Here is a 24,418-nt window from a genome sequence, read left to right as displayed (position 1 = left end):
GCCGGTTCGGGGCTTATACCGGACATCGTCCCACCGCACCTTCAGCGCGGCCATCCAGAGGGCCACCCATACGACGAGCCCCGCCCTCCGCGCGGGAGGACGGGGCCGCACAGCCGCTGACGCCGGTCAGCCGGCGCCGACGAACACCACCAGCAGCAGCCACACGACAGGAGCCGTCGGCAGCAGCGAGTCCAGGCGGTCCATGATGCCGCCGTGCCCGGGGAGCAGCGTGCCCATGTCCTTGATGCCCAGGTCCCGCTTGATCATCGACTCGCCGAGGTCGCCCAGCGTGGCGCTGGCCGCGACCGCGAGGCCCAGCAGCAGCCCCTGCCACCAGGCGCCGTCGTCGATCAGGAACTGCAGACACAGCGCACCGGCCACCATCGCGAAGGTCACGGCGCCGAGCAGGCCCTCGCGGGTCTTGCCGGGGCTGATCCGCGGGGCGAGCTTGTGTCTGCCGAAGCGCCAGCCGACGGCGTACGCGCCGGTGTCGCTGACCACGGTCAGGAGCAGGAACGTCAGCACCCGCCACGGCCCGTCGTCGGCGGTGAGCATCATCGCCACGAACGTGGCGAGGAAGGGCACGTAGAACGCGGCGAAGACGCCCGCCGTGACGTCCTTGAGGTAGCCCTCCGGCGGCTCGGTCATCCGCCAGACCAAGACCGCGAGCGCGGTGAGCGCCATGGCGACCCACGCGCCCTCGGCCCCGCGCACATACCCGGCGACCACCATGGCGGCGCCGCCGACCGCGAGCGGCACCAGGGGCGCGCGGATCTCCTTGCGCTCCTGCAGCCTGCTGGTCAGTTCCCACAGGCCGACGACGACGGCGACGGCGATCACGCCGACGAACACGGCCTTGACGATGAACAGGGAGGCGATGATGACCGCACCGAGCCCGACGCCGACCCCTATGGCGGAGCTCAGGTCGCGGCCCGCGCTCTTCTTCTGCGGGGCGGGCGCCGGCTGCGGGGCGTCGGGCATGGGCTCCGGATTCTGCTCGCGGAAGGTGTCGGTACGGACGCGGTGGTCGCGCAGGTCGTCGTCCCGGACGGTCTCGGCGCGGACGTTCCCGCCGCGCGCGTCCTCGTCGCGGAACAAGGGGCCGCTCAGCCGAGCGGCCCCCCGGTCGTCATCCTGGTCTCCGCCGTGTGCGGGTCCGTCGGGCACGATGGGCATGGGGCGAGTCTGCTGCGCTTCGTGCGCATCGTACGCGGGACCCGCCGGACCGGTGCCCGGGACGGGCCCCTGGCCGGAGGGGCCCCAGTACCCGGTCCGCCCGGCGTGGGGCGGTGCCCCCCAGGAAGAGTCGTTCATCAGACCTCGAGCAGTTCCGCTTCCTTGTGCTTGAGAAGCTCGTCCACCTGGGCGACGTACTTCGACGTCAGGTCGTCGAGTTCCTTCTCCGCACGGCGGCCCTCGTCCTCGCCGACCTCGCCGTCCTTGATCAGCTTGTCGATGGCGTCCTTGGCCTTGCGGCGCACGGAGCGGATGGAGACCTTGGCGTCCTCGCCCTTGCTGCGGGCGACCTTGATGTACTCGCGGCGGCGCTCCTCGGTCAGGTCCGGGAACACCACACGGATGATGTTGCCGTCGTTGCTCGGGTTGACGCCGAGGTCGGAGTCGCGGATCGCCTGCTCGATGTTGCGCAGCGCGGTCTTGTCGAACGGGGTCACGACGGCCATGCGCGGCTCCGGCACGGAGAACGAGGCCAGCTGGTTGATCGGCGTCGGCGCGCCGTAGTAGTCGGCCACGATCTTGTTGAACATCGCCGGGTGCGCACGGCCGGTGCGGATCGCGGCGAAGTCCTCCTTGGCGACCACGACGGCCTTCTCCATCTTCTCCTCGGCCTCGAGGAGGGTCTCTTCGATCACCACTTGCTCCTGCGTGTCTTGAGTAGGCCCGGCTGCGGTTCCTGGCTGTGGTCGGCGGCCGGCTGCGTCGCGTCTTGTTCCTGCACGGTTCCCGACCTGCAGGACATTGTCCATCCCCCGGTCAGGGTCCGGGTGAATCTCCGGTCAGTCCCGGCTGCCCTGCTCGCCCACGAGCGTGCCGATCTTCTCACCCTTGACGGCGCGGGCGATGTTGCCCTCCTTCAGGAGCTCGAAGACCACGATCGGGAGCTTGTTGTCGCGGCAGAGCGTGATGGCCGTGGCATCGGCGACCTTCAGGTCGCGGGTGATGACCTCGCCGTAGCCGAGCGAGTCGAACTTCACGGCGTCCGGGTTGGCCTTCGGGTCGGAGTCGTAGACCCCGTCCACGCCGTTCTTGCCCATGAGCAGCGCCTCGGCGTCGATCTCCAGGGCGCGCTGGGCGGCGGTGGTGTCGGTGGAGAAGTACGGCATGCCCATACCGGCGCCGAAGATCACCACGCGGCCCTTCTCCAGGTGCCGCACGGCGCGCAGCGGGATGTACGGCTCCGCGACCTGGCCCATGGTGATGGCGGTCTGGACACGGGAGACGATGCCCTCCTTCTCCAGGAAGTCCTGGAGGGCGAGGCAGTTCATCACGGTGCCGAGCATGCCCATGTAGTCCGAGCGGGCGCGGTCCATGCCACGCTGCTGGAGCTCGGCCCCGCGGAAGAAGTTGCCACCGCCGATGACGACCGCGACCTGCGCACCGTCACGCACGACGGCGGCGATCTCGCGGGCGATCGCGTGCACCACGTCCGGGTCGACGCCCAGCCCACCGCCGCCGGAGAAGGCCTCTCCGGACAGCTTCAGCAGAAACCGGCCGCGTACTTTGCCGTCGTCGCTCTTGTCGGGCTTGGTGGTCATGGGGATCCCGCCTCTTTCAACGTGGTGCACATGCGAAGAAGGCCATTGCCGGCGGGGCGTGGTTCACATCCCATGCGGCAATGGCCTCCTCGTCAGATCTGCTGCCGTCCGTCACGCGCGCGTGTGACGCCGTGCGCGGACGGCAGGGACGACTGATGTCGACCCTATCGGGGTCGAGCGTCGATCGCCGTACGGACTCAGATGCCGACCTTGATGCGCGCGAAGCGCTTCAGGGTGACACCGGCCTCCTGCAGAACCTTCTCGACGCTCTTCTTGTTGTCCAGCGCGTACGGCTGGCCGAGGAGCGTGGCGTCCTTGAAGAAGCCGTTGAGGCGACCCTCGACGATCTTGGCGATCGCGGCCTCGGGCTTGCCCTCGGCGCGGGTGGTCTCCTCGGCGATGCGGCGCTCGGACGCGATGACCTCGGCCGGGACCTCGTCCTTGGAGAGGTACTTGGGCGCGAAGGCGGCGATGTGCTGCGCGACGCCCTTGGCGATCTCGGCGTTCGGCTTGTCCAGCTCGACGAGGACACCGATCTGCGGGGGCAGGTCGGGCATCGTGCGGTGCATGTAGGCGAGGACGAAGCCGTCGGTGAACTGCGCGAAGCGGTCCAAGACGATCTTCTCGCCGAGGTTGGCGTTGGCCTCGTCCACGAACGCCTGAACGGTCTTGCCGGGCTCGATCTCGGAGGCCAGCAGGGCCTCGATGTCGGCCGGGTTGGACTTGGCGACGTGCTCGGCGATCGCGTTGGCGACGGCCTGGAACTTGTCACCCTTGGCGACGAAGTCCGTCTCGCACTTCAGCTCGACCAGGACACCGGAGGAGTTGTCGTCGGCGATGATCGAGACCACGGCGCCGTTCTCGGCGGAGCGGCCCTCGCGCTTGGCGACGCCCTTCTGGCCCTTGATGCGCAGCGCCTCGACGGCCTTCTCGACGTTGCCCTCGGCCTCGTCCAGCGCCTTCTTGCAGTCCATCATGCCGGCGCCCGTGAGCTCGCGGAGCTTCTTGACGTCGGCGGCGGTGTAGTTCGCCATGAGTCTGTGAGTCTTTCTCGAAGTCTGGAGGATCGACGATCTGCGGGGTGCGGACTCCATGTGGTCGGAGGCCGCTGTCCTGCCGCTGACCTACGGGTGAACGGCGGGAGCGGACTGGATGTCGCCGCTCCCGCCGTCAACGCTGACGCTGACGGGTCAGGCCTGCTCGCCCTCGGCGGCCTTCTCGTCCTCGGCGGCCGGCGCGGCCTCGGCGGCCGGAGCCTCGGCGGCGGGGGCCTCCTCAGCGGGGGCCTCCTCAGCCGGAGCCTCGGCGGCGGGGGCCTCGGCGGCCGGAGCGGCCTCGTCGGCCTTCTTCTCACCCTCGAGCAGGTCGCGCTCCCACTCGGCGAGCGGCTCGCCCGCGGCCTTCTCGCCCTTGTCGCCGGTGGCGGCGCCGGAGCGGGCGATGAGGCCCTCGGCGACGGCGTCGGCGATCACGCGGGTGAGCAGGGTGACGGAGCGGATCGCGTCGTCGTTGCCCGGGATCTTGTAGTCGACCTCGTCGGGGTCGCAGTTGGTGTCGAGGATCGCGACGACCGGAATGTTGAGCTTCCGGGCCTCACCGACGGCGATGTGCTCCTTCTTGGTGTCCACGATCCAGACGGCGCTGGGCACCTTGGACATCTCGCGGATACCACCGAGGGTCTTCTCCAGCTTGGCCTTCTCGCGCGAGAGCACGAGAAGCTCCTTCTTGGTCAGACCGGACGCGGCGACGTCCTCGAAGTCGATCTGCTCGAGCTCCTTGAGGCGCTGCAGACGCTTGTAGACGGTCGAGAAGTTGGTGAGCATGCCGCCCAGCCAGCGCTGGTTGACGAAGGGCATGCCGACGCGGGTGGCCTGCTCCGCGATGGCCTCCTGCGCCTGCTTCTTCGTGCCGACGAACATGACCGTGCCGCCGTGGGCGACGGTCTCCTTGACGAACTCGTAGGCGCGGTCGATGTACGACAGCGACTGGAGCAGGTCGATGATGTAGATGCCGTTGCGCTCGGTGAAGATGAAGCGCTTCATCTTCGGGTTCCAGCGACGGGTCTGGTGACCGAAGTGGACGCCGCTCTCCAGCAGCTCCCGCATCGTGACGACGGCCATGGCCGTATCTCCTTGATTCTCGGTTGTGCCGCGTCCGCCGGACGGCGGTCGCGCCTGACGCCCGCGGTGCGCCGTGCCACGAAGGACCGAGGGGCGCGGATACGGACCGTTTCCGGTGGCCGTAGCGGGGCGTGCGAAGTCGACCCGGTGACCCGGATCGCCAGAAGAAGTGTACGGGACCGGCGGGGCGCCGGGTGACGCCGCTGTCCACAACCGGGGAGTGGTCCACAGGCTCCGGCGGGGTCGCGTGGAGTGCGGGACCGTCTGACGCATGCGGACACAGCGATACGCAGGCGTGATGTGGGCGGCGCTGCTGGGGCTGGTGGTGACGGCCCTGGCCCCGCTGGCGTGGGCCCAGGGACCGACGCCGGGGCCTCGGGACACGGCTCCCGGACCTCGGCACGCCGCTCCTGAACCTCGGCACGCGACTCCCGGGGTGCCGGCCGTGGCCACGGCGGGGGTGCCGGCCGTGGCGACGACGTGGCCGGTCGGGGTACGTCCCCGGATCCTGCGGCCCTGGTCCCCACCTGCGACCCCGTACGGCCCGGGCCACCGAGGCGTCGACCTCGCGGCCGCGCCCGGCGCGCCCGTCCGGTCGGTGGCCGCGGGCCGGGTGACCTTCGCGGGGCGGGTGGCGGGGAAGGGGGTGGTGTCGGTGGAACTGCCGGGCACGGGGACGCCACCCTTACGGACGACGTACGAGCCGGTAGGGGCGTCGGTGAAGAAGGGCGACGAGGTTGCGGCGGGCGCGGTGATCGGCACGGTGGAGCCGACGGGCTCCCACTGCACGCTCACCTGCGTGCACTGGGGGCTGCGGAGCGGGGAGACCTATCTGAACCCACTCCTGCTGCTCCCGCCCCACCTGCGGAACGGGGGGCCGTCGAGGCTCCTGCCGGTGCTGGGAGTACCGCTAGCGCCGAGACCGGCCGGATCGGCTACGGGCAAGCACGCCTGAGCCGGCCCGCGCCGCTACCCCCGCGAACGGCTGGTCGACTGCGGGGCGAGCACCCCTGCGCCCGCCGGAGCCGCTACCGCCACGACCGGCTGGTCGACTGCGGGGCGAGCACCCCTGCACCGGCCGGAGCCGCTACCGCCACGACCGGCTGGGTCGGCTACGGGCGAGCACGCCTGCACCCGCCGGAGCCGCTACCGCCGCGACCGGCTGGTCGGCTACGGCGCGAGCGCCCCTGCACCGGCCCGGGCCGCTACCGCCGCGACCGGCCGGGTCGGCTACGGGGGCCGGGTCGGCTACGGGGCGAGCACCCCGCACCGGCCGGGGTCACCCCCGTACGCCCCGCAGGACCATCGCCACGGCCGCTTCCGCGATCACCGTGGGTTCCTCCGCCGCGCCCAGCTCCAGCCTCCGCACGGCCGCGTCCACGACGCCCTGCACGAGCATCGCCGCCAGCCGGGCCTCCCCGTGGCCCATCTCCTCCAGGGCCTCGACGATCATCGCGACGAGTCCCCCGTGGGCGGCCCGGATCTTCTCCCTGGCACCCGCGTCCAGCTCGCTCGCGGAGATGGCGACCACGGCCCGGTGGCGCCGGTCCCCCACCAGCTCCAGCTGCGCGCGCACATACGCCTCGACCTTGTCCTGCGGCCCGTTCGCCGCGTCCATCGCCGCCGAGACCTCGGCCGCCCACACGGGGAAGTCGACCGCGCACAGCTCCTCGACCACGGCCGCCCGCGAGCGGAAGTACTCGTACACGGACGACCGCGCGAGCCCCGTCCGCTCGGCCAGGGCCGGGAACGTCAGCGCTTCGGTGCCGCCCTCGGACAGCAGGGAACGGGCCGCGTCCAGCAGGGCGGCACGCTGCATCGACCGGTGCTCGGCCACGGAGGCCGCTCGAATCCTTGGCACGTCAACCACTGTACGGACGCGCCACGCACGACGGGAGTCACTCACCGGCAGCGGTCGCTCACCGGCGCCTCAGCGCCCGAAACTGGCCAGCTTCGCACGCAGCTGCAGCACCGACTTGGTGTGGATCTGACTGACCCGGCTCTCGGTCACCCCGAGCACGTTGCCGATCTCCGCCAGCGTGAGGCCCTCGTAGTAGTACAGCGTGACGACGGTCTTCTCCCGCTCGGGCAGCGTGTTGATCGCCCGCGCGAGGAAGCGCCGCAGCTCGCGGTCCTCGGCGACCTCCACCGGGTTGTCGGCGTGGGTGTCCTCCAGCGTGTCCATCAGGCTCAGCCGGTCGCCGCTCTCGCCGCCGACGTGCAGCAGTTCCTCCAGCGCCACGACGTTGGCCAGCGACAACTGGCTGAACACCGCGTGCAGTTCCTCCACCGGGATGCCCAGCTCGGCGGCGACCTCCAGCTCGCTGGGGGTGCGCCGCAGCCGTGCCTCCAGCGTGGCGTAGGCCCGCTCGACATTGCGGGCCTTCTGCCGCACCGAGCGCGGGATCCAGTCCAGCGCCCGCAGCTCGTCGATCATGGCGCCGCGAATCCGGGTGATCGCGTACGTCTCGAACTTGATCTCCCGGTCGATGTCGAACTTCTCGATCGCGTCGATCAGCCCGAACACCCCGGAGGAGACGAAGTCGGCCTGCTCCACGTTGGGCGGCAGGCCCACGCTCACCCGGCCCGCCACGTACTTGACCAGCGGCGAGTAGTGCAGGATCAGCTGCTCCCGCAGCCGTTCGTCTCCCGTCGCCTTGTAGGACCGCCAGAGCTCGTCGAGCGTCGAGGGAGCGGGCGGCCGCACGCTGCCACCGTCACGGGCGGCTGCGGGGATCGCCGCCCGGTCGGACCCGGAAGTGTGCTGGGGCATTCGTCGCCTTGTGCCGTTCTGCTGTGCCGTACGCGTGAAGGTGGGGATGTCGTCGCCGATCCTCGTGAGCGTAGCGTGACTGAAGGATCGCGGTGTGCGAAGAGAGCGTCCCGAGGGATCCGCAGATACGTTCCGCTGGACGCCCCGGCGGAGTGCGGCGGTCCCCGCGCACGCTCTCCGCGAGGCGCCAACTCGCCGCGATTTCCCCGGGCTTCGCCCTTCCCCCGGACGGCCGAACGGCCCGCGTCAGACCGGTCCGCGAGCGCCTCTGGTGGACACCACGGCCTGGCGTGTCAACTTCCAGTCGTCGCCGTGTCGTTCGACGTAACCGAGGGCTCGCAGTTCGTACAGTCTCGCGATGGCGTCGTCCTGGGTGGTCTGCGCGCCGCGCGCGATGGCGGACGCGGAGGCGGCGCACCGGCCGGGCAGCGCCGCCAGGATCCGGCGGGCGCCGGGGCCCAGCAGGTCGCGCGGGAGTACCGGCCCGCGCCGCTCCGGGGCCAGCTCCCCGATGTCGCCGACCAGTTCGACGACCTCCGCCGCGTCGGTGACCAGGGTCGCGCCGCCGCGCAGCAGCTCGTGCACTCCGGCCGACAGGCCACTGGTCGCGGGTCCGGGTACTCCTATCGTGTGACGGCCGAGACGCTGGGCGGCCCGCGCGGTGACCAGGGAGCCGCTGCGGTACGCCGCCTCGACGACCACGCTGCCCCGGGTCAGCGCGGCGATGACCCGGTTGCGCAGGATGAACCGGCTCGGCGTCGGATGATCTCCGGGCGGCAGCTCGCCGACGACCAGCCCCTGGTCGGCGATCCGGTTGATCAGCGCGGTGTGTCCGCGCGGGTAGGGCTGGTCGACGCCGCAGGCCAGGACGGCGACGGTGGCGCCACCCGCGCCGAGCGCCCCGCGGTGGGCGGCGCCGTCGATGCCGTACGCGCCGCCGGAGACGACGACCCAGCCGCGCTCGGCGAGACCGGCGGAGAGGGTGGCCGCCATATGGGCTCCGTACTCGGTGCAGGCGCGGGCGCCGACGACGGCGACGGACTTCAGCGCCCACATGCGCAGGCTGGGCCGGCCGCGCGCCCACAGCCCGAGCGGGCGGGCGTCGCCGAGGTCGTCGAGCTGTCCGGGCCACTCGGAGCTGCCGGGCGCCACGAACCGCACGCCGGCGGCCTGCGCGGCGGCGAGGTCCGCCTCCGGCTCGGCCCGCCCGGCGCGGGCCAGCAGCCCGGCCCACCGCTGGGCGCTCACCCCGGGCAGCGCCGGTCCCCCGGCCCGCAGCCGCCGCACGACCTCGCACACCCCGAACTCCCGCACCCACCGCCCGCCGGCCTCGTCCCCCGGCTCGACGACCCGGGTGAGGAAGACCCGGCCGAGCAGTTCCTCGGCCGGTCCTCCCCCGCCGGTCATACGAGCGCTCCGATGGCCATCGGCACCCCGCGCGGAACGCCGGTGCGCAGTTGCAGCGCCAGGGCCACGTCGGTCGCGTCGGGCCGGTCGTGGCCGACGAGGTCGGCGACCGTCCAGGCGACGCGCAGGACCCGGTCCAGCCCGCGGGCCGTGAGGACCCCGCGTTCCAGGCTGCGTTCGGCGTCGTCCATGGCCCCCGGCGCGGCGTGCCAGCGGGTCCGGAGCTCCCGGCCGGGGACCTCGCTGTTGGTGCGCCAGGGGGTGCCCGTCAGCCGGGCCGCCGCACGCTCCCGGGCCGCCCGGACCCGCGCGGCGACCGTCGCCGTCGACTCGCCGCCGGGACCGCGCTGGGCGAGTTCGGCACGGCCCACCGGGTCCACCTCCACCCGCAGGTCGACCCGGTCGAGCAGTGGGCCGGAGATCCTCGCCTGGTAGCGGCGGATCAGCGAGGGCGGGCAGTCGCACAGGCTGTCCCTGAGCGAGAAGCGGCCGCAGGGGCAGGGGTTGGCCGCGAGGATCATCAGGAACCGCGCCGGGAAGCGCACCACTCCGGCGCTCCGCGCGATCACGACGTGCCCCGACTCCAGCGGCTGCCGCAGCGCGTCGAGCGCCTGGCCGCTGAACTCGGGTGTCTCGTCCAGGAACAGCACGCCCCGGTGGGCCAGGGACACCGCGCCGGGCCGGGCGATGTTCGCGCCACCGCCGACCAGGGACTGCATGGTGGCCGAGTGGTGCGGGGCGCAGTAGGGCGGAACGTCGATCAGCGGCTTGCCCGGCGGCAGCAGCCCCGCCACCGAGTGCACGGCCGTGACCTCCAGCGACTCCTCCCGGGTCAGCTGCGGCAGGACGGCCGGCAGCCGCTCGGCGAGCATGGTCTTGCCCGCTCCGGGCGGCCCCTCGAGGAACAGGTGGTGTCCGCCGGCCGCGGCCACCTCCACCGCCGTACGCGCCGAGATCTGGCCGACGACGTCGGCGAGGTCGTGACCGGCGTCCTGCTGGGCGGCTCCGAGGCTGTGCATGCCGGTGGCCGCACCGGTTCCGGGCATCCGCAGCCCGGCCAGCAGCGGGTCGGGACGGCCCGCCTCGTCGGGCTCCTCCTCCGGGACGGGTTCGTCGGTCAGGACGGCGATCAGCTGGCGCAGGCTGCGCACGCCGAGCACCGACACCCCCGGGACCAGCGAAGCCTCGGCGGCGGCGCACTCCGGGACGACCACCTGTTCGTAGCCGGCGTCGGCGGCGGCGAGGACGGCCGGCAGGATGCCCCGCACCGGCCGCACCCGCCCGTCCAGCCCCACCTCGCCGATCATGACGATGTCGGCGAGCACCCGGGGATCGATCCGCTCGGCGGCGCCCAGCACCGCGCAGGCCACGGCCAGGTCGAACCCGCTGCCCGCCTTCGGCACCGAGGCGGGCGAGAGCCCCACGGTCAGCTTCTTCTGCGGCCACTCGGCGCCCGAGTTCACCACCGCCGCCCGCACCCGGTCGCGGCTCTCCGTCAGGCTCTTGTCCGGGAGGCCGACCAGGGTGAACGCGGCGACGCCCGGTTCGAGGTCGGCCTGGACCTCCACGACGACGCCCTCGACACCGACCAGGGCCACGGAACACGTACGCGCGAAGCCCATGTCAGGCCACCCCCCGCACATGCTCGACGACCGGTGCGCCCCGCCGTGGCAGGACCACGCCGACGACGTCGATGCGGACGCCGCCCGGCGGGGCCCCGCCGTGGGCCTGGATCCACCGCTGGGCCAGCGCGCGCAGCCGCTCGGCCTTCTCCGGGGTGACGGCGGCCATCGGATGCTCGAAGGAGCCGTCCCTGCGGGTCTTCACCTCGCAGACGACCAGGACGTCGCCGTCCCGCGCCACGATGTCGATCTCTCCGGAGCGTCCGGCCCGCCAGTTGCGTTCCAGGACGCTCAGTCCGGTCTCGGTCAGCCGCCGTGCGGCCAGGGTCTCTCCGTACCTGCCGAGGGCACTGCGTGCGTTCATGTCGGCACCACCTCCGGTGCCAACGATCACGCAGCCGCCACCAAGAAGTGGATCTTGGTGGACGGCTGACCGCTTGTGGACAACTCGGCCACCCACACGGGTGACGCAACCCGCGGCATCAGCCGCCGGGCAGCTCCAGGTCGCTCTTGTTCAGCTCCTCGATGTTCACGTCCTTGAACGTGAGCACACGGACCTGCTTGACGAAGCGGGCCGGCCGGTACATGTCCCACACCCAGGCATCGGCCATGCTCACCTCGAAGAAAACCTCACCTTGAACCGAGTGCACCTGCATCTCGTAGTCATTGGTCAGGTAGAAGCGCCGCTCGGTCTCGATCACGTATTTGAACAGACCGACGACATCGCGGTACTCCCGGTAGAGCTTGAGCTCCATCTCGGTCTCGTACTTCTCGAGGTCCTCGGCGCTCATGGCATGTTCCCCTTCAGCCGTGCGGTCCCACCATTGTGCGCCAGTCGCGCGCGCCCCTAGACGATTTCCGTCTCCAGGGTCACGGGCCGGCCCGGGGGGCCTTCGTCGAGCAGAGTGCGCAACAGCTCGGCGAGTCTGGTCGGATACACCGTCTCATGCGTCCCGGTCAGTTCCGCACAGGACCACCACCTCGCTCCCGCGACGCTGCGCCGTTCCAGCTCCGTCAGCGCCAGCGCCCGGGTCGCCGTCGTCGTCGTACGGGCCAGGTAGTACCACTCGTCCTGGTCCCAGCGACGGCCGGCGAACGGGAACGAGCACGTCCGCCGCCACAGCACCGGCCCCAGGTCGACCTCGGTGATGCCCGTCTCCTCGGCGAGTTCCCGCAGGGCGGCCTCCTCACGGGTCTCGTCGCCCTCCAGGCCGCCGCCGGGCGTGAACCACCAGTCGTCGGCCGGGTCGTCCGGCTCATGGCCGTGCAGCAGCAGAACCCGGTCCTCGGGGTCGAGCAGCACCACCCGCGCCACCTTGCGCAGGGCCCCGTCAACGGACACCGGCGGGCTCCGTCCGCGCGGCGGTGCCGGAGCGGCGCGCCGCCCGCTTGGCGATCGGCCCGTACGCACCGCCCGCGAGCACCAGCACCGCACCGGCGACGATCACGGTGACGACGGAGCGCAGGGGCCCCGGCTCGGACAGCGCACCGAGCGGCGCGAAACCGGTGGGGCGGGCCAGCATGCCCTTCATGGGCCATACGACGGCGTCGACCCGCGCGCTCACGGCGCTCGCGTCGACCGTGCCGCGTGCCGCGTCGGTGAGGTGCGCGGTGGAGTCCAGCGAGCCCTGGCGCTCGTCACCGAGCAGGAACAGACGGCCCTTGGGGACCGTCACCTTCGGGAAGTTCATGAGCTCGGCAGGGGTGCCCTCGGCCAGGTACGGCTCGTCGATCTCCCTGCCGTCGACGGTCAGCTTGCCGTCGGTGCAGCAGGCGACGGTGTCCCCGCCGACCGCGACCACCCGCTTGACCACGGGGGCGTTCGACACCCAGGTCTTGTCGGTGAACACGACGACGTCACCGCGGCGCACATCGCTGCCGTCGACACGGTGGGCCAGCACCCGGTCACCGACGTCGATCGTCGGCGTCATCGAGGGGGTCGGCACGGTGTACGGCCGATACACGACCGCGCCCCAGACGAACCCGCCCAGGAACAACACCATCCCCAGCGCGACGGCAAGCCCGGAGACCCGTTGCCCCACCTTGCCACCACGACGTATGCGCTCACCCATGGCCCCGCACCCTACCCTGGGCTCCGCCGGCCGGGGAGATCCCACCGCACCCTGGGGGCCGGCGGGGAATCGCGCGACCCGCCCCCACTCACCCGCAGACGAGCGACGGCCGGAAAATCCTCACCGCCGACGCCGACGCCACAGAGCCAGCGGCACCACACCCGCCAGCACGACCGCACCCGGCGCCGCGGGCAGGACCCCGGCCGCAGCGGACGGCTGATCCAGCCCCGCCTGATCGAACGTGTCCGGCACCGGCAGCGTCCCCCACCGGTTGATCGGCCACGCCTTGACGATCGCGCGCCCCACGACGTCCTTCACCGGGACCATGCCGTGGTGCCTGTCGTTCTGGTTGTACCGCGAGTCCTTGGAGTCCTGCCGGTGGTCACCCATGACCCAGATGTAGCCCTTGGGCACCTTGACCTTGAACGTCCCGCCGCCCGGGTCGTCGGAGCACGGCGTGTTCCCGGCGTAGACGTAGTCCTGCTCGTTCAGCGCGTGGCCGTTGACCGTGAGCGGCCCGGTGCCCTTGCACTCGATGGTGTCACCGCCGACCCCGATGACCCGCTTGATCAGGTCCTTCTCCTCGGCCGACGGCATCAGGCCGATCCAGCTGAGCACCTTCTGCGCCGCGTTGGGGTTGGTGGTCGCCTCCCCGGCCAGCCAGTTGTCCGGGTCGTGGAAGACGACGACCTCGCCGCGCTCGGGCTCGGAGCCGAACCACGGCGTCAGCTTGTCGACGAGGACCCGGTCACCCTCCTGCAGCGTGTTCTCCATCGAAGCGGAGGGGATCGAGAACGCCTGCACCAGGAACGTCTTGATCAGCAACGCCAGCACGAGCGCGATCCCGATGAGGATCGGCAGCTCCTTCCAGAAGGAGCGCGGCTTCTTCGGTCCGGCGGCCCCTGCCGCCGAACCCTGTGACACCGTCCGCCCTGCCTCGCCCGGCACCGTGCCGTCCTCCATCACGTCGGAGTCATTCCCTGAGGTCCCCGAAGTCACGGCGCCGTCCGCGGTCGGGGCTGCGGACTCCACAGGGTGTCCGCGGTGTTCCTCGCCGTCGTGTCCGGACCGAGCGCCAACCGCCACATCCCCCACGCCAACTCCTTACTCCGTGTCGCTGCCTGCCCCGCGCACGACGCAGGCCCACCACTCCCATAACGAGCGGGAGTTCCGCAGGGGTCGGGAGCTGGAACATTTCCTTCTGATCCACCGGATCACCGGAAGCAACCCTATGCGACGGCGAGCCGGCCATGGCCGACCCGGACACCACCGCGTCGCCGTCGCCCACCGCGCCGCCCCCGCCCGCCGCGTCGGCCCCGGCGGCAGCGTCGTGCACGGACGCGTACGCCGACGGTTCCTTCAGGGTGGTCCAGTGGCCGAGGGGCCAGGCGATGACCATCGCCCGTCCGACCACCTCGTCCTCGGAGACCGTACCGCCGTAGTCCATGTCCTGGTGCGAGCGGGAGTCCGCGGAGTTGGAGCGGTGGTCGCCCATCACCCACAGCCGCCCCTGCGGGACGGTGACGTCGAAGGGCGTGTCGGAGGGGGTGTCGCCCGGGTTCAGATAGTCCTCGTTCAGGGGAACACCGTTGACGGTGATACGCCCCTGCGCGTCGCAGCACTTCACATGATCCCCACCGACTCCGACCACGCGCTTGATGAGGTCCTTCTCGTTGTCGGAGGGCAGCAGGCCGATGAAGATCAGCGCTTCCTTGACCTGCTTCACCACGACCGGGTCGTCCTTCTTGACCGTGGTCTGCTCGTCCTGGAGCCAGCCGCCGGGGTCCTTGAACACCACCACGTCCCCGCGCTCCGGCTTGGAACCGAACCACGGGGTGAACTTGTCAACCAGTACCCGGTCGCCGATGCGGATCGTCTGCTCCATGGACCCGGACGGGATCACGAACGCCTGGACGAGGAAGGTCTTCAGCACCAGCGCGATCAGCACCGCGACCCCCACGAGGAGGGGGATCTCCTTCACGGCACTGCGGCGGCGTTTGCGCTTGACCTTGCGCTGGAGCCGGCGCCGCTCGGCACGCGTACGGCCGCCCCCCGAGGGACCCCCGGCAGGGCGGCCCCCGGAGGAACCCCCTGACGGGCCGCCGGAGGGGCCCCCGGCCGGGGCGGAGGCGCGCCGCACACCGGTGGGCAGCGGATCGTCCGCACCCGCCGCGGCGCCACCCCGCGGCCTGCCCCGGTTACCCACGCCCGCTCCCCGCACCGCCGGGCACGCCACCGTTGACGGGCCCCGCACCGCCGGGCACGCCACCGCTGTCGCCCGCCGCACCGCCGGCGGCCTGCGGCACCGCCGCATACGCCCCCGGCCGCTGCAGCCGGGTGGCGTGTCCCAGGGGCCATACGATCCAGTCCGCGCGCCCGATGACGTCGCCGACCGGCACCATGCCGCCGCCGGGCGAGCCGAGGTGGTCGCGGGAGTCGCTGGAGTCGCCGCGGTGGTCGCCGAGCACGAACAGGCGGCCGGCGGGCACCACGACGTCGAAGGTCACCGTGGACGGGCTGTCCCCGGGGTACAGGAACGCCGACTCGTCGACCGACCGGCCGTTCACCCGGATCCTCCCCTCCTGGTCGCAGCAGACCACGTGGTCTCCCCCCACCCCGACGACGCGCTTGACGTAGTCGCCGTCCCCGAAGGAGTCGCTGCCGTCGAACACGACGACGTCCCCGCGCCGCGGCTCGGCTCCGAAACGGTACGCCAACTCATTTACGAGAACCCTGTCCCCGATCCTCAACCCCGATTCCATGGAACCGGAGGGAATCTGGAACGGCCGCACCACGAAAAGGTTGAGGAGCAGCAAGAAGAGCAGGCAGATCAGCAGGGTCAGGCTGATACGACCGCCGGGGAGCCACGCGGCGATCCGGTCCGCCAACGCGAAACGCGACCGTCCCTCCCCACCCGCCGCTGCGGGTTGGGAGGAGCGGTCGCGCTCCGTCGGCTGTGCTTCGGTGTCCATCGGGGCCGAATGCTATCCGGCCCCGCTGTGACCCCGGGAAAGCGCTCAGCTGTCGCGCTTCTCCTTGATCTTCGCGGCCTTGCCGCGCAGGTCGCGCAGGTAGTACAGCTTGGCGCGACGCACGTCACCGCGGGTGACGAGCTCGATCTTCTCCACGATCGGGGTGTGCACCGGGAAGGTGCGCTCGACGCCGACGGAGAAGGAGACCTTGCGGACCGTGAAGGTCTCGCGCACGCCGGAACCCTGGCGGCGGATCACCACGCCCTTGAACTGCTGCACACGGGAGCGGTTGCCCTCGATGACGCGGACGTGGACGTTGACGGTGTCACCCGGGCGGAAGGCCGGGACGTCGCTGCGCAGCGACGCGGAGTCGACGGAGTCGAGCAGGTGCGACATTTCGTCTGCTTTCTTCGCTGATGCCACAGGTCATCAACGGCATCTAGATCTTTCAATGGAAAGCTGTCCGCGTCGGAGCGGACGTCCTGTCCCCCTGTGGCAGGGGCGCACGCCGGACGGACGGACAGCAGCGGTCTATTCTTCCACGCCCGCCGCCCGGCGCCAAAATCGGCCGTACGGCTCACCCTCGGGGTCGGGCTCCCAGCCCAGGATGGACAGCATCTCGCGGTCCTTCTTGTCGAACGCCTTCGGGTCGCACCGCTCGATCAGGTCGGGCCGGTTGGCCGTCGTGCGCCGCAGGGCCTCGTCACGGCGCCAGCGGGCGATCTTCCCGTGATGGCCGCTGAGGAGCACGTCCGGGATCTCCCGGCCGCGCCAGGCGGGCGGCTTGGTGTAGACGGGGCCTTCGAGCAGATTGGCCATGGCGCCGGGCGCGAAGGAGTCGTCGCGGTGGGACTCGGCGTTGCCGAGGACGCCGGGCAGCAGCCGGGCCACGGCCTCCGTGACGACGAGGACGGCGGCTTCCCCGCCGGCGAGGACGTAGTCGCCGATGGACACCTCGTGGACGGGCATGCGGGTGGCGTACTCGTCGATGACGCGGCGGTCGATGCCCTCGTAGCGGGCCGGGGTGAAGATCAGCCAGGGCTGTTCGGAGAGGTGGACGGCGAGTTCCTGGGTGAACGGCCGGCCGCTGGGCGTGGGCACGATGAGCGCGGGCTCACCGGAGCCGCTCTCGTAGCCGTCGGCGAGGACGGAGTCGAGCGCGTCGCCCCAGGGGTCGGTCTTCATGACCATGCCGGGGCCGCCGCCGTACGGGGTGTCGTCGACGGTGTTGTGCCGGTCGTAGGTCCAGTCCCGCAGGTCGTGGACGTGCACGTTCAGCTGTCCACGCGCGCGTGCCTTGCCGACCAGGGAGACGTTCAGCGGGTCGAGGTACTCGGGGAAGATCGTGACGACGTCGAGCCTCATGCGCCGGCGTCCCCGGACTTCTCGCGCTCGTCCCCGGACTCGTCACGCTCGTCCCCGGGCTCCTCGCGCGCGTCCCGCTCTTCGCTCTCGTCCCGGGACGAGGCGATCTCGGCGCGGTCGTCGATGAGGCCGGGCGGGGGCGCGACGACGGCCTTCTGCTCGGCCAGGTCGATCTCGGTGACGATCTCCTCGACGAAGGGGATCATCACCTCGCTGCCGTCGGGCCGTTCGACGATGAACAGGTCCTGGGAGGGCAGGTGGGAGATCTCGGTGATCCGGCCGACCTCGGTGCCGTCCTCGGTGACCACGTCCAGGTCGATCAGCTGGTGGTCGTAGTACTCGTCCTCGTCCTCGGGCAGCTGGTCGGGGTCGATCTCGGCGATCAGCAGGGTGTTGCGCAGCGCCTCGGCGCCGTTGCGGTCGGCGACGCCCTCGAACCGCAGCAGGAGGCGGCCGCTGTGGACGCGTCCCGTCGCGATGGTCAGCGGGCCGGCGGAGGGGGGATCCGTGGCGAGCACCGCGCCGGGGGCGAGCCTGAGTTCCGGCTCGTCGGTCCGTACCTCGACGGTGACCTCGCCCTTGATCCCGTGGGCACGGCCGATCCGTGCGACTACCAACTGCACCTGTTCATTCTCCTGTCATACGACTGCGGGCCGGGGACGGCCCAGTGGCCCTCCCCGGCCCGAGCCGGTGCTGCGAAGCGTCAGCGGACGTGGTCCACGTCGACGAGGTCGACACGGACACCGCGGCCGCCGATGGCGCCCACGACGGTGCGCAGAGCGCGTGCGGTACGGCCGTTGCGGCCGATGACCTTGCCGAGGTCGTCGGGGTGGACCCGAACCTCGAGCACACGCCCGCGGCGCAGGTCGCGAGAGGCCACCTGCACATCGTCAGGGTTGTCGACGATGCCCTTCACGAGGTGCTCGAGAGCCTCCTCGAGCATGCTCAGGCCTCGGTCGACTCGGACTCAGCCGCAGCCTCGTCCTTCTTCTCAGCCTTCTTCTTCTGGGTGATCGCCTCACCCTTGTTGTCGTCGTCGCCACCGAGGGCCTCGAACGACGGACGCGCGGCCTTGGGCTCGGCGACGAGCAGCGGCGCCGGGGCGGGCTCGCCCTTGAACTTCTGCCAGTCGCCGGTCTTCTTCAGGATGGCGAGCACGGGCTCGGTCGGCTGAGCGCCGACGGAGAGCCAGTACGCCACGCGCTCGGCGTCCACCTCCATGACCGACGGGTTGTAGGTCGGGTGGTACTTGCCGATCTCCTCGATGGCCCGGCCGTCACGGCGGGTACGGGAGTCGGCGACGACGATGCGGTAGTGAGGCGAACGGATCTTGCCCAGACGCTTCAGCTTGATCTTGACTGCCACGGGAGTGGGTTCTCCTGAATTTGACGTGGTTGGGCACGGCGAGAGAGCCGCGTGGGGTTGCGGTACCCGAGTGCCCGATGGACGCGTCAGCCGGAGGAGAGAGGGGTCCTGTGCGACTGTCGAGTACAGCTAGCCATTGTGCCACACGCTGCGGGGCGCTTCCGGCCGAGGGTTGCTTGTCGTGGGCACGCTTGAGAGGCACCCGGCGTCGCCGTGACCGCCGTCGGGTGCGCAACCCGGCGTGACGGGGTGCCGCCGCCCGGCCTGGGCCGGCCGGCGGCACCCCACCTGCGTTCGACCGCTCCGGCACCCACGAGATGCCGGTACGCGCGGTTACGCCGCTCCCACGACCTCCGGGATGCGGAACGGCTTGCCGCAGCCGCCGCAGACGATCGGCGCCTGGGCCAGGACCGAGGGGACGACGCGGACGTTGCGGCCGCAGTCGCACACCGCCTTGACGCGGACGCCGCCGCCCGAGGACCCGTGCCGCGCGGCGGGGCCGCGGAAGGCGCGGGTGGCGTCCGAGGAGGTGGCCGCCGAGTGGGCCTTCAGGGCCCGCTGGAGGCGTTCGATGGTCGGCCGGTAGCGCCGCTTGGCCTCGGGACTGAGCGTGACCAGCGAGAAGCCGCTGCTCGGGTGCGGCTCCTCGGGGTGGTCCAGGCCCAGTTCCTCGGCGATCGCGAGGAATCTGCGGTTGTGGTAGCGCCCGGCCCGGGACGTGTCGCGTACGCCGCGCGATGCGGCGACGCCATGGACTGCCTCGTGCAGCAGTCGCTCGAAGGAGAGTTCGTGCCCGCACGCGGACGACGACTCCCCGATCAGTGACTCCGGCGCGGCGAGGTCCGGCAGCTCGGGGTGGTACCGCTGAATGTCGGCCCACGCCTGCGCCAGCTCGGCGGCGAGAACAGGTGGTGTCTGTGTCGTGCTCACGTAATGACAACGAGCCGGGGTGCCGCTGTGTTCCGATTCCGGGGCATCCCAAATAATTTGCACGTACCCGTCAGTTGCCGCTGATGCGTCGTGACGAGGACGGGTGCGCTGATCTGCGGAAATGCCGCACACCTCGTATCAAGGTGGTGCGTAGCCCGACGTAGGCGCATGTACGTACCCACGCGTAGATCGTGTCGACGCCGACGCTCCACGGGGTCCGCCGGTGCGCAAGGGGCCTTTCGGTCACTCCCGCGGCGGGCCGCCTCACCTTCGTCAGCGCACGCGACGACGGCGACGTTACCGGGTCGGCGGCAGGCCTCCGGCACCGCCCCGGCCGCGGCTGGCCGGAGATCGTCCGGGCCATATTGCGCGCAGGTGAAATCCAGCCAGTCCAGCAGCCAACTCTCAACCCGTCGTCGCTTTCCACTGGACGCACCGGCGAGGCCGGAGTTTCCTGGCATACGGGGGTCAGTGCGAGCGCACTGCACGGGGACCGTGCAACACCGGCAACTCCAGCAAAACGGGCACACGACTTTTCTCTCGGCGGATTGGGGCGCGTACCTATGACACCTACGCTCGTGCGGCAGCACCTCCCGCAAGCGGGACCGGCCCCCCGCGTGGACCTGTGTGCACGCGCGCGTGACTGGTCGGAGATCCAGGAACGGATGCTGGTTCCGCTCTACGAGACCGTCTACGAGCGACTGGAAGTGGGGCCCGGCACCCGCCTGCTGGGCCTGGGCTGCGGCTCCGGCCTGGCCCTGCTGATGGCGGCGGTGCGCGGGGCGGAGGTCACCGGCGTCGAGTGCCACTCCCCCGAACGGCTGGCCCTCGCCCACGAGCGGCTGCAGCCGGAGGCACCCGGGGCACGCGCGCGTGGCGGTGCGCGGCTGGTGCGGGAGACCCCGGAGCGGGCGGCCGCGGCGTACTCCCTGGTGACGGCGTTCGAGCCCATCGGGTGCACGGCCGGTGATTCCGACGGGCTCGCCGAACTGCTCGCCGGGGCGGTACGGGTCGCCGAGCGCGGCGCCCCCGTGGTGCTGGCCGGCTGGGGCCCGCCGGAGCGGTGCGCCACCTCCTCGGTGCTGCGGGTGGCGGGGAAGCTGTCCGATCCGCTGCGCAGCCCGGGCAGCTGGCGTCCCGCGCTGCGCGACGACCTGGAGGAGGTCGCCCAGCGCGCCGGACTGCGCCCGGACGGCTCCGGACGCGTCGCCTGCCCCTTCGGGTACGCCGACGTGGACAGCGCGGTGCGCGGGCTGCTGTCGACCGGGCTGTTCGACGCGGCGACCGCGGCCACCGACCAGGAGCAGGTCGGCAAGGAGCTCACCGAGGCGCTGCACCCGCACCGGCGGGCCGACGGCACGGTATGGATGCCGAACGTCTTCCGCTATCTGATAGCCCGGGTGCCGTGAGCGGTCCTCACGGCTCGTCCTTCGTCAGCCGCGAGATGCCCGCGATGCGGTAGGCGTCGGCCTCCTCGAGCGTCTCGCGGTCCAGCAGCGCCTCGGCCAGGGCGTCCAGCTGCCCGCGGTGGTCGCGCAGCTTGCGGCGCGCCTCCTCGTAGCACTCGTCGACGACCCGGCGCATCTCCTCGTCGATCGCGTCGAGGGTCTGCGGGGCGGCGGCCAGGCCGTAGGCCTGCTGGGCGTCGTCGGGCAGCGCGGAGAGGCGGCCGACGCGTGCGCTCATGCCCCACCGGGAGACCATCCCGCGGGCGATGCGGGTGACCTGCTCCAGGTCGCTCTCCGACCCGGTGGTGATCATGCCGTACACCACCTGCTCGGCCGCCATGCCGCCGAGGGCGCCGATGATCCGGCCGCGCAGGTACTCCTCGGTGTACGCGTACTTGTCCGCGTCCGGTGTGGACAGCGTGACGCCGAGGGCCCGGCCGCGCGGCACGATGGTGATCTTGCGGACCGGGTCGGCGCCGGGCTGCAGCATGCCGAGCAGCGCGTGCCCGCTCTCGTGGTAGGCGGTCCGCCGCCGCTCCTCGTACGGCATGACGAGTGCGCGTTCCGCGCCGAGCTGCACCTTCTCCAGGGCGTCGGACACATCGGACCGGGTGACCTGCCGCCGACCGCGCTTGACGGCGAGCAGGGCGGCCTCGTTGGCGAGGTTGGCGAGTTCCGCGCCGGTCATGCCCGGGGTGGTCCTGGCGACCTGGGCGAGGTCGACGTCTGCGGCGAGCGGGATCTCGCGGGTGTGGATGCGCAGGATGGCCTCGCGCCCGCCGCGGTCCGGGGGTGAGACCTGGACGACCCGGTCGAAGCGGCCGGGCCGGGTGAGTGCCGGGTCGAGGACGTCGGCGCGGTTGGTGGCGGCGACGACGATGACGCCCTCGGAGCCGGAGAAGCCGTCCATTTCGGTCAGGATCTGGTTGAGGGTCTGCTCGCGCTCGTCGTGCCCGCCGACGCTCGCGCCGCCGCCGCGGGCCCGGCCGATGGTGTCGATCTCGTCGATGAAGATGATCGACGGAGCGACCTTGCGGGCCTCCGCGAACAGCTCGCGCACCCGGGACGCGCCGACGCCGACGATCATCTCGATGAACTCGGAGGCGGACGCCGAGAAGAACGGCACCCCAGCCTCCCCGGCGACGGCCCGCGCGAGCAGTGTCTTGCCGGTGCCGGGCGGTCCCGCGAGCAGCACACCGCGTGGCATCTTGGCGCCCATGCGGCGATAGGCGTCGGGGTTCTTCAGGAAGTCCACGACGTCGTTGAGCTCGCCCGCGACCTCGTCGATACCGGCCACGTCCGCGAAGGTGGTGCGCTGCTGCCCGGGTTCCAGCTCGACCGGTTTGGGCGGCGCCTTGCGGCCCAGCATGCCGCCGGCGCCGCCGAGCCCCGAGCGCAACCGCCGGGCGACGAACACCCACACCGCGACCAGCACCAGCATCGGCGCCAGCGAGATCAGCAGGTTGGCCAGAAAACTGCGGTGCTGGACGACGGGTTCCGCGGTGACCGTGACGTTGTGCTTGGTCAGGGACTCCCAGATCTTGTCGTCGGCGAAGGTCGGGCGCTCGGTCTTGAACTTGGTGTAGGTGCCGGAGCCCTCGGGGTTGTCCTCGGCCTTCTTCAGCTGGCCCTGGATCGCGTCGCCCTTGGCGTAGATCTTGCTGACGTTGCCGGCGTCGACCTGCTTGCTGAACTCGGTGTAGGAGATCGTCGGCTCGGTCGCCTCGTCCTGGAAGGACAGGATGAGGTTGGCGATCAGGTACACGACGAGCGCGGCGACGATCAGCCGCCACCAGCCGCCCCCCATCCGCCGCCCGCCGGAGGGCGGTTTCGGCGGCTCCTCGGGGGTGCCCTCGGTACGCCAGGGCTGGTCGGGAGACTTCCGCGGCGGCGCAGGGTTGGTCATACCGGGACGTTACGACAGGAAAGCCCGGCAGGCATGCGGGTGTACGACGCCGGGGGCGCCCCCTGATGAGGGGCGCCCCCAGCGGACGTACGACGGGCTGGTCAGCCCATGAACTTCTTGAACTCGTCCGGCAGCTCGAAGTCCTGACCGGCCTGCTGGCCCGGCAGGCCGAAGGCGCCGCCGTTCTCGGCGGCGGCCGCGCGGCGGGCGGCCTCCTCCTGCTCCTGCTGCTTGCGCTTCATCGGGTTGCCGGAGCGCTGCTTGCCCTTGGCCTTCTTCTGCTGCTTCTTCTGCCGGCCGGGGCCGCCGCCCATGCCCGGGATGCCCGGCATACCGGGCATGCCGCCGCCCTGCGCCATGCGGGACATCATCTTGCGGGCCTCGAAGAACCGCTCGACGAGCCCCTTCACCGCGCTGACCTCGACACCGGAGCCCTTGGCGACACGGGCGCGGCGGGAGCCGTTGATGATCGTCGGGTCCTGACGCTCGGCCGGGGTCATCGACTTGATGATCGCGGCCATGCGGTCGACGTCCCGCTCGTCGATGTTGTTGATCTGCTCCTTGATCTGGCCCATGCCGGGCAGCATGCCGAGCAGCTTGGAGATGGAGCCCATCTTCCTGACCTGCTCCATCTGAGCCAGGAAGTCGTCCAGGGTGAAGTCCTGGCCCTTCTTCGACGCCAGCTTGGAGGCCATCTTGGCGGCCTCTTCCTGGCTGAACGTCTTCTCGGCCTGCTCGATCAGGGTGAGCAGGTCACCCATGTCGAGGATGCGGGAGGCCATCCGGTCGGGGTGGAAGGCGTCGAACTCGTCGAGCTTCTCGCCGTTCGACGCGAAAATGATCGGCTTGCCGGTGATCTGCCGGATCGACAGGGCGGCGCCACCGCGGGCGTCACCGTCGAGCTTGGAGAGCACCACGCCGTCGAAGCCGACGCCGTCGCGGAAGGCCTCGGCGGTGTTGACCGCGTCCTGGCCGATCATCGCGTCGACGACGAAGAGGATCTCGTCGGGGCTGACCGCGTCGCGGATGTCCGCGGCCTGCTGCATCATCTCCTGGTCGATGCCCAGGCGGCCGGCGGTGTCCACGATGACGATGTCGTGGACCTTGGACTTGGCGAAGTCGATGGAGTCCTTGGCGACCTTGACCGGGTCGCCGACGCCGTTGCCCGGCTCCGGCGCGTACACCGCGACGCCGGCGCGCTCGGCGACGACGCTCAGCTGGTTGACGGCGTTGGGGCGCTGGAGGTCACAGGCGACCAGCAGCGGCGAGTGGCCCTGCTCCTTGAGCCACCGGCCGAGCTTGCCCGCGAGGGTGGTCTTACCGGCACCCTGGAGACCGGCCAGCATGATCACGGTGGGCGGCTGCTTGGCGAAGCGCAGACGCCGGGTCTCGCCGCCCAGGATCGTGACCAGCTCGTCGTTGACGATCTTGAGGACCTGCTGGGCCGGGTTCAGGGCCCGGGAGACGTCGGCGCCGAGCGCGCGCTCCTTGACGTTCTTGATGAACGTGCGGACGACGGGCAGGGCCACGTCGGCCTCGAGGAGCGCGATGCGGATCTCGCGCGCGGTGGCGTCGATGTCCGCCTCGCTCAAACGCCCCTTGCCGCGCAGATTCTTGAAGGTCGCTGAGAGGCGATCGGAGAGAGTATCGAACACGGCGGCGTC

Annotated in this window: 26 protein-coding genes; 2 read left to right on the top strand and 24 right to left on the bottom strand. The window is 71.3% G+C overall.

Features of this window, described 5'->3' with window-relative positions; all coding sequences use genetic code 11:
* Positions 1–126: 126 nt before the first annotated feature.
* The 5 genes from AC0B9F_RS30610 to rpsB form a co-directional block, all read right to left on the bottom strand.
* The gene (locus AC0B9F_RS30610) at positions 127–1,314 is read right to left on the bottom strand and encodes a phosphatidate cytidylyltransferase (protein WP_472007983.1); all 1,188 of its coding nucleotides are present in this window, start codon (positions 1,312–1,314) and stop codon (positions 127–129) included.
* Positions 1,314–1,871, bottom strand: a complete 558-nt coding sequence (gene frr, locus AC0B9F_RS30605) for a ribosome recycling factor (RefSeq protein ID WP_472007981.1) — start codon at positions 1,869–1,871, stop codon at positions 1,314–1,316. The genes AC0B9F_RS30610 and frr overlap by 1 nt, the downstream gene beginning before the upstream one ends.
* A gap of 144 nt (positions 1,872–2,015) precedes the next feature.
* Positions 2,016–2,774 (bottom strand): UMP kinase, encoded by a 759-nt coding sequence (gene pyrH / locus AC0B9F_RS30600; protein WP_361627557.1) that lies wholly within the window; start codon positions 2,772–2,774, stop codon positions 2,016–2,018.
* A gap of 197 nt (positions 2,775–2,971) precedes the next feature.
* Positions 2,972–3,808 carry a translation elongation factor Ts gene (gene tsf / locus AC0B9F_RS30595; protein ID WP_472007979.1) on the bottom strand — a complete coding sequence of 279 codons (837 nt, stop codon included), beginning with the start codon at positions 3,806–3,808 and terminating at the stop codon, positions 2,972–2,974.
* Positions 3,809–3,964: 156 nt separating this feature from the next.
* Entirely contained in the window at positions 3,965–4,894 is a 930-nt protein-coding gene (gene rpsB / locus AC0B9F_RS30590) for a 30S ribosomal protein S2 (RefSeq protein WP_472007978.1), read from the bottom strand.
* A 271-nt stretch (positions 4,895–5,165) separates the two neighbouring features.
* Here rpsB and AC0B9F_RS30585 point away from each other — a divergent pair, with 271 nt between their 5' ends.
* A complete protein-coding gene (locus tag AC0B9F_RS30585; RefSeq protein ID WP_472007976.1) occupies positions 5,166–5,849 on the top strand; it encodes a murein hydrolase activator EnvC family protein in 684 nt (227 codons plus the stop codon).
* Positions 5,850–6,173: 324 nt separating this feature from the next.
* Here AC0B9F_RS30585 and AC0B9F_RS30580 read toward each other — a convergent pair whose 3' ends face one another.
* The 17 genes from AC0B9F_RS30580 to AC0B9F_RS30500 all read right to left on the bottom strand — a co-directional run bounded on the left by AC0B9F_RS30580 (position 6,174) and on the right by AC0B9F_RS30500 (position 19,400).
* A complete protein-coding gene (locus AC0B9F_RS30580; protein WP_472008118.1) occupies positions 6,174–6,731 on the bottom strand; it encodes a TetR/AcrR family transcriptional regulator in 558 nt (185 codons plus the stop codon).
* A gap of 93 nt (positions 6,732–6,824) precedes the next feature.
* The gene (whiG, locus tag AC0B9F_RS30575; protein WP_472007975.1) at positions 6,825–7,667 is read right to left on the bottom strand and encodes an RNA polymerase sigma factor WhiG; all 843 of its coding nucleotides are present in this window, start codon (positions 7,665–7,667) and stop codon (positions 6,825–6,827) included.
* A gap of 246 nt (positions 7,668–7,913) precedes the next feature.
* Positions 7,914–9,074, bottom strand: a complete 1,161-nt coding sequence (gene dprA / locus AC0B9F_RS30570; protein WP_472007973.1) for a DNA-processing protein DprA — start codon at positions 9,072–9,074, stop codon at positions 7,914–7,916.
* Positions 9,071–10,696, bottom strand: a complete 1,626-nt coding sequence (locus AC0B9F_RS30565; RefSeq protein ID WP_472007972.1) for a YifB family Mg chelatase-like AAA ATPase — start codon at positions 10,694–10,696, stop codon at positions 9,071–9,073. The genes dprA and AC0B9F_RS30565 overlap by 4 nt, the downstream gene beginning before the upstream one ends.
* Position 10,697: 1 nt before the next feature.
* Positions 10,698–11,060 (bottom strand): YraN family protein, encoded by a 363-nt coding sequence (locus AC0B9F_RS30560; protein WP_472007970.1) that lies wholly within the window; start codon positions 11,058–11,060, stop codon positions 10,698–10,700.
* Positions 11,061–11,178: 118 nt separating this feature from the next.
* Positions 11,179–11,487, bottom strand: coding sequence for a DUF2469 domain-containing protein (locus tag AC0B9F_RS30555; RefSeq protein ID WP_003965949.1), 309 nt, complete (start codon positions 11,485–11,487; stop codon positions 11,179–11,181).
* Between the two features lie 56 nt (positions 11,488–11,543).
* Complete coding sequence (locus AC0B9F_RS30550; RefSeq protein ID WP_472007969.1) at positions 11,544–12,038, bottom strand: NUDIX hydrolase; 495 nt, start codon at positions 12,036–12,038, stop codon at positions 11,544–11,546.
* Entirely contained in the window at positions 12,028–12,768 is a 741-nt protein-coding gene (lepB, locus tag AC0B9F_RS30545; RefSeq protein ID WP_472007968.1) for a signal peptidase I, read from the bottom strand. The genes AC0B9F_RS30550 and lepB (AC0B9F_RS30545) overlap by 11 nt, the downstream gene beginning before the upstream one ends.
* A 120-nt stretch (positions 12,769–12,888) precedes the next feature.
* Positions 12,889–13,800, bottom strand: a complete 912-nt coding sequence (gene lepB, locus AC0B9F_RS30540) for a signal peptidase I (protein ID WP_472007966.1) — start codon at positions 13,798–13,800, stop codon at positions 12,889–12,891.
* Entirely contained in the window at positions 13,742–14,974 is a 1,233-nt protein-coding gene (lepB, locus tag AC0B9F_RS30535; RefSeq protein WP_472007964.1) for a signal peptidase I, read from the bottom strand. Before lepB (AC0B9F_RS30535) ends, lepB (AC0B9F_RS30540) begins: the two co-directional genes overlap by 59 nt.
* A complete protein-coding gene (gene lepB, locus AC0B9F_RS30530; RefSeq protein WP_472007962.1) occupies positions 14,967–15,740 on the bottom strand; it encodes a signal peptidase I in 774 nt (257 codons plus the stop codon). Before lepB (AC0B9F_RS30530) ends, lepB (AC0B9F_RS30535) begins: the two co-directional genes overlap by 8 nt.
* Positions 15,741–15,785: 45 nt before the next feature.
* Positions 15,786–16,136: a 50S ribosomal protein L19 gene (gene rplS, locus AC0B9F_RS30525; protein WP_472007960.1), complete on the bottom strand. Its 351-nt coding sequence runs from the start codon at positions 16,134–16,136 to the stop codon at positions 15,786–15,788.
* Between the two features lie 135 nt (positions 16,137–16,271).
* A complete protein-coding gene (gene trmD, locus AC0B9F_RS30520; RefSeq protein ID WP_472007958.1) occupies positions 16,272–17,105 on the bottom strand; it encodes a tRNA (guanosine(37)-N1)-methyltransferase TrmD in 834 nt (277 codons plus the stop codon).
* On the bottom strand, positions 17,102–17,728 hold the full coding sequence (gene rimM, locus AC0B9F_RS30515; protein WP_472007956.1) for a ribosome maturation factor RimM: 627 nt from the start codon (positions 17,726–17,728) through the stop codon (positions 17,102–17,104). Before rimM ends, trmD begins: the two co-directional genes overlap by 4 nt.
* 80 nt (positions 17,729–17,808) lie before the next feature.
* On the bottom strand, positions 17,809–18,048 hold the full coding sequence (locus tag AC0B9F_RS30510) for an RNA-binding protein (RefSeq protein ID WP_005479813.1): 240 nt from the start codon (positions 18,046–18,048) through the stop codon (positions 17,809–17,811).
* A 2-nt stretch (positions 18,049–18,050) separates the two neighbouring features.
* Entirely contained in the window at positions 18,051–18,470 is a 420-nt protein-coding gene (gene rpsP / locus AC0B9F_RS30505) for a 30S ribosomal protein S16 (RefSeq protein WP_472007954.1), read from the bottom strand.
* Positions 18,471–18,803: 333 nt separating this feature from the next.
* Positions 18,804–19,400 (bottom strand): hypothetical protein, encoded by a 597-nt coding sequence (locus AC0B9F_RS30500; protein WP_472007952.1) that lies wholly within the window; start codon positions 19,398–19,400, stop codon positions 18,804–18,806.
* A gap of 563 nt (positions 19,401–19,963) precedes the next feature.
* Between AC0B9F_RS30500 and AC0B9F_RS30495 the strand changes: the two genes are divergently transcribed.
* Positions 19,964–20,809, top strand: coding sequence for an SAM-dependent methyltransferase (locus tag AC0B9F_RS30495; protein ID WP_472007951.1), 846 nt, complete (start codon positions 19,964–19,966; stop codon positions 20,807–20,809).
* 7 nt (positions 20,810–20,816) lie between these two features.
* Here the strand turns inward: AC0B9F_RS30495 and ftsH are convergent, their stop codons facing one another.
* Together ftsH and ffh are read right to left on the bottom strand one after the other, a co-directional pair.
* Positions 20,817–22,754, bottom strand: a complete 1,938-nt coding sequence (ftsH, locus tag AC0B9F_RS30490) for an ATP-dependent zinc metalloprotease FtsH (RefSeq protein WP_472007950.1) — start codon at positions 22,752–22,754, stop codon at positions 20,817–20,819.
* A 101-nt stretch (positions 22,755–22,855) separates the two neighbouring features.
* A complete protein-coding gene (gene ffh, locus AC0B9F_RS30485; RefSeq protein ID WP_472007948.1) occupies positions 22,856–24,409 on the bottom strand; it encodes a signal recognition particle protein in 1,554 nt (517 codons plus the stop codon).
* Between the last annotated feature and the right edge of the window lie 9 nt (positions 24,410–24,418).

It is taken from the genome of Streptomyces sp. NPDC097129 (assembly GCF_055668065.1).
This window is presented reverse-complemented; position numbering and strand designations above follow the sequence as displayed.

Bases quoted from the DNA above. Each gene is read 5' to 3' on its own strand.
- rplS (WP_472007960.1), bottom strand. From the start codon at position 16,136: ATGTCGCACCTGCTCGACTCCGTCGACTCCGCGTCGCTGCGCAGCGAC.
- whiG (WP_472007975.1), bottom strand. From the start codon at position 7,667: ATGCCCCAGCACACTTCCGGGTCCGACCGGGCGGCGATCCCCGCAGCC.
- AC0B9F_RS30585 (WP_472007976.1), top strand. From the start codon at position 5,166: ATGCGGACACAGCGATACGCAGGCGTGATGTGGGCGGCGCTGCTGGGG.
- lepB (WP_472007968.1), bottom strand. From the start codon at position 12,768: ATGGGTGAGCGCATACGTCGTGGTGGCAAGGTGGGGCAACGGGTCTCC.
- tsf (WP_472007979.1), bottom strand. From the start codon at position 3,808: ATGGCGAACTACACCGCCGCCGACGTCAAGAAGCTCCGCGAGCTCACG.
- dprA (WP_472007973.1), bottom strand. From the start codon at position 9,074: ATGACCGGCGGGGGAGGACCGGCCGAGGAACTGCTCGGCCGGGTCTTC.
- lepB (WP_472007962.1), bottom strand. From the start codon at position 15,740: ATGGACACCGAAGCACAGCCGACGGAGCGCGACCGCTCCTCCCAACCC.
- AC0B9F_RS30560 (WP_472007970.1), bottom strand. From the start codon at position 11,060: ATGAACGCACGCAGTGCCCTCGGCAGGTACGGAGAGACCCTGGCCGCA.
- rpsB (WP_472007978.1), bottom strand. From the start codon at position 4,894: ATGGCCGTCGTCACGATGCGGGAGCTGCTGGAGAGCGGCGTCCACTTC.
- AC0B9F_RS30610 (WP_472007983.1), bottom strand. From the start codon at position 1,314: ATGAACGACTCTTCCTGGGGGGCACCGCCCCACGCCGGGCGGACCGGG.
- AC0B9F_RS30510 (WP_005479813.1), bottom strand. From the start codon at position 18,048: ATGCTCGAGGAGGCTCTCGAGCACCTCGTGAAGGGCATCGTCGACAAC.
- ftsH (WP_472007950.1), bottom strand. From the start codon at position 22,754: ATGACCAACCCTGCGCCGCCGCGGAAGTCTCCCGACCAGCCCTGGCGT.
- AC0B9F_RS30565 (WP_472007972.1), bottom strand. From the start codon at position 10,696: ATGGGCTTCGCGCGTACGTGTTCCGTGGCCCTGGTCGGTGTCGAGGGC.
- AC0B9F_RS30555 (WP_003965949.1), bottom strand. From the start codon at position 11,487: ATGAGCGCCGAGGACCTCGAGAAGTACGAGACCGAGATGGAGCTCAAG.
- AC0B9F_RS30495 (WP_472007951.1), top strand. From the start codon at position 19,964: ATGACACCTACGCTCGTGCGGCAGCACCTCCCGCAAGCGGGACCGGCC.
- trmD (WP_472007958.1), bottom strand. From the start codon at position 17,105: ATGAGGCTCGACGTCGTCACGATCTTCCCCGAGTACCTCGACCCGCTG.
- pyrH (WP_361627557.1), bottom strand. From the start codon at position 2,774: ATGACCACCAAGCCCGACAAGAGCGACGACGGCAAAGTACGCGGCCGG.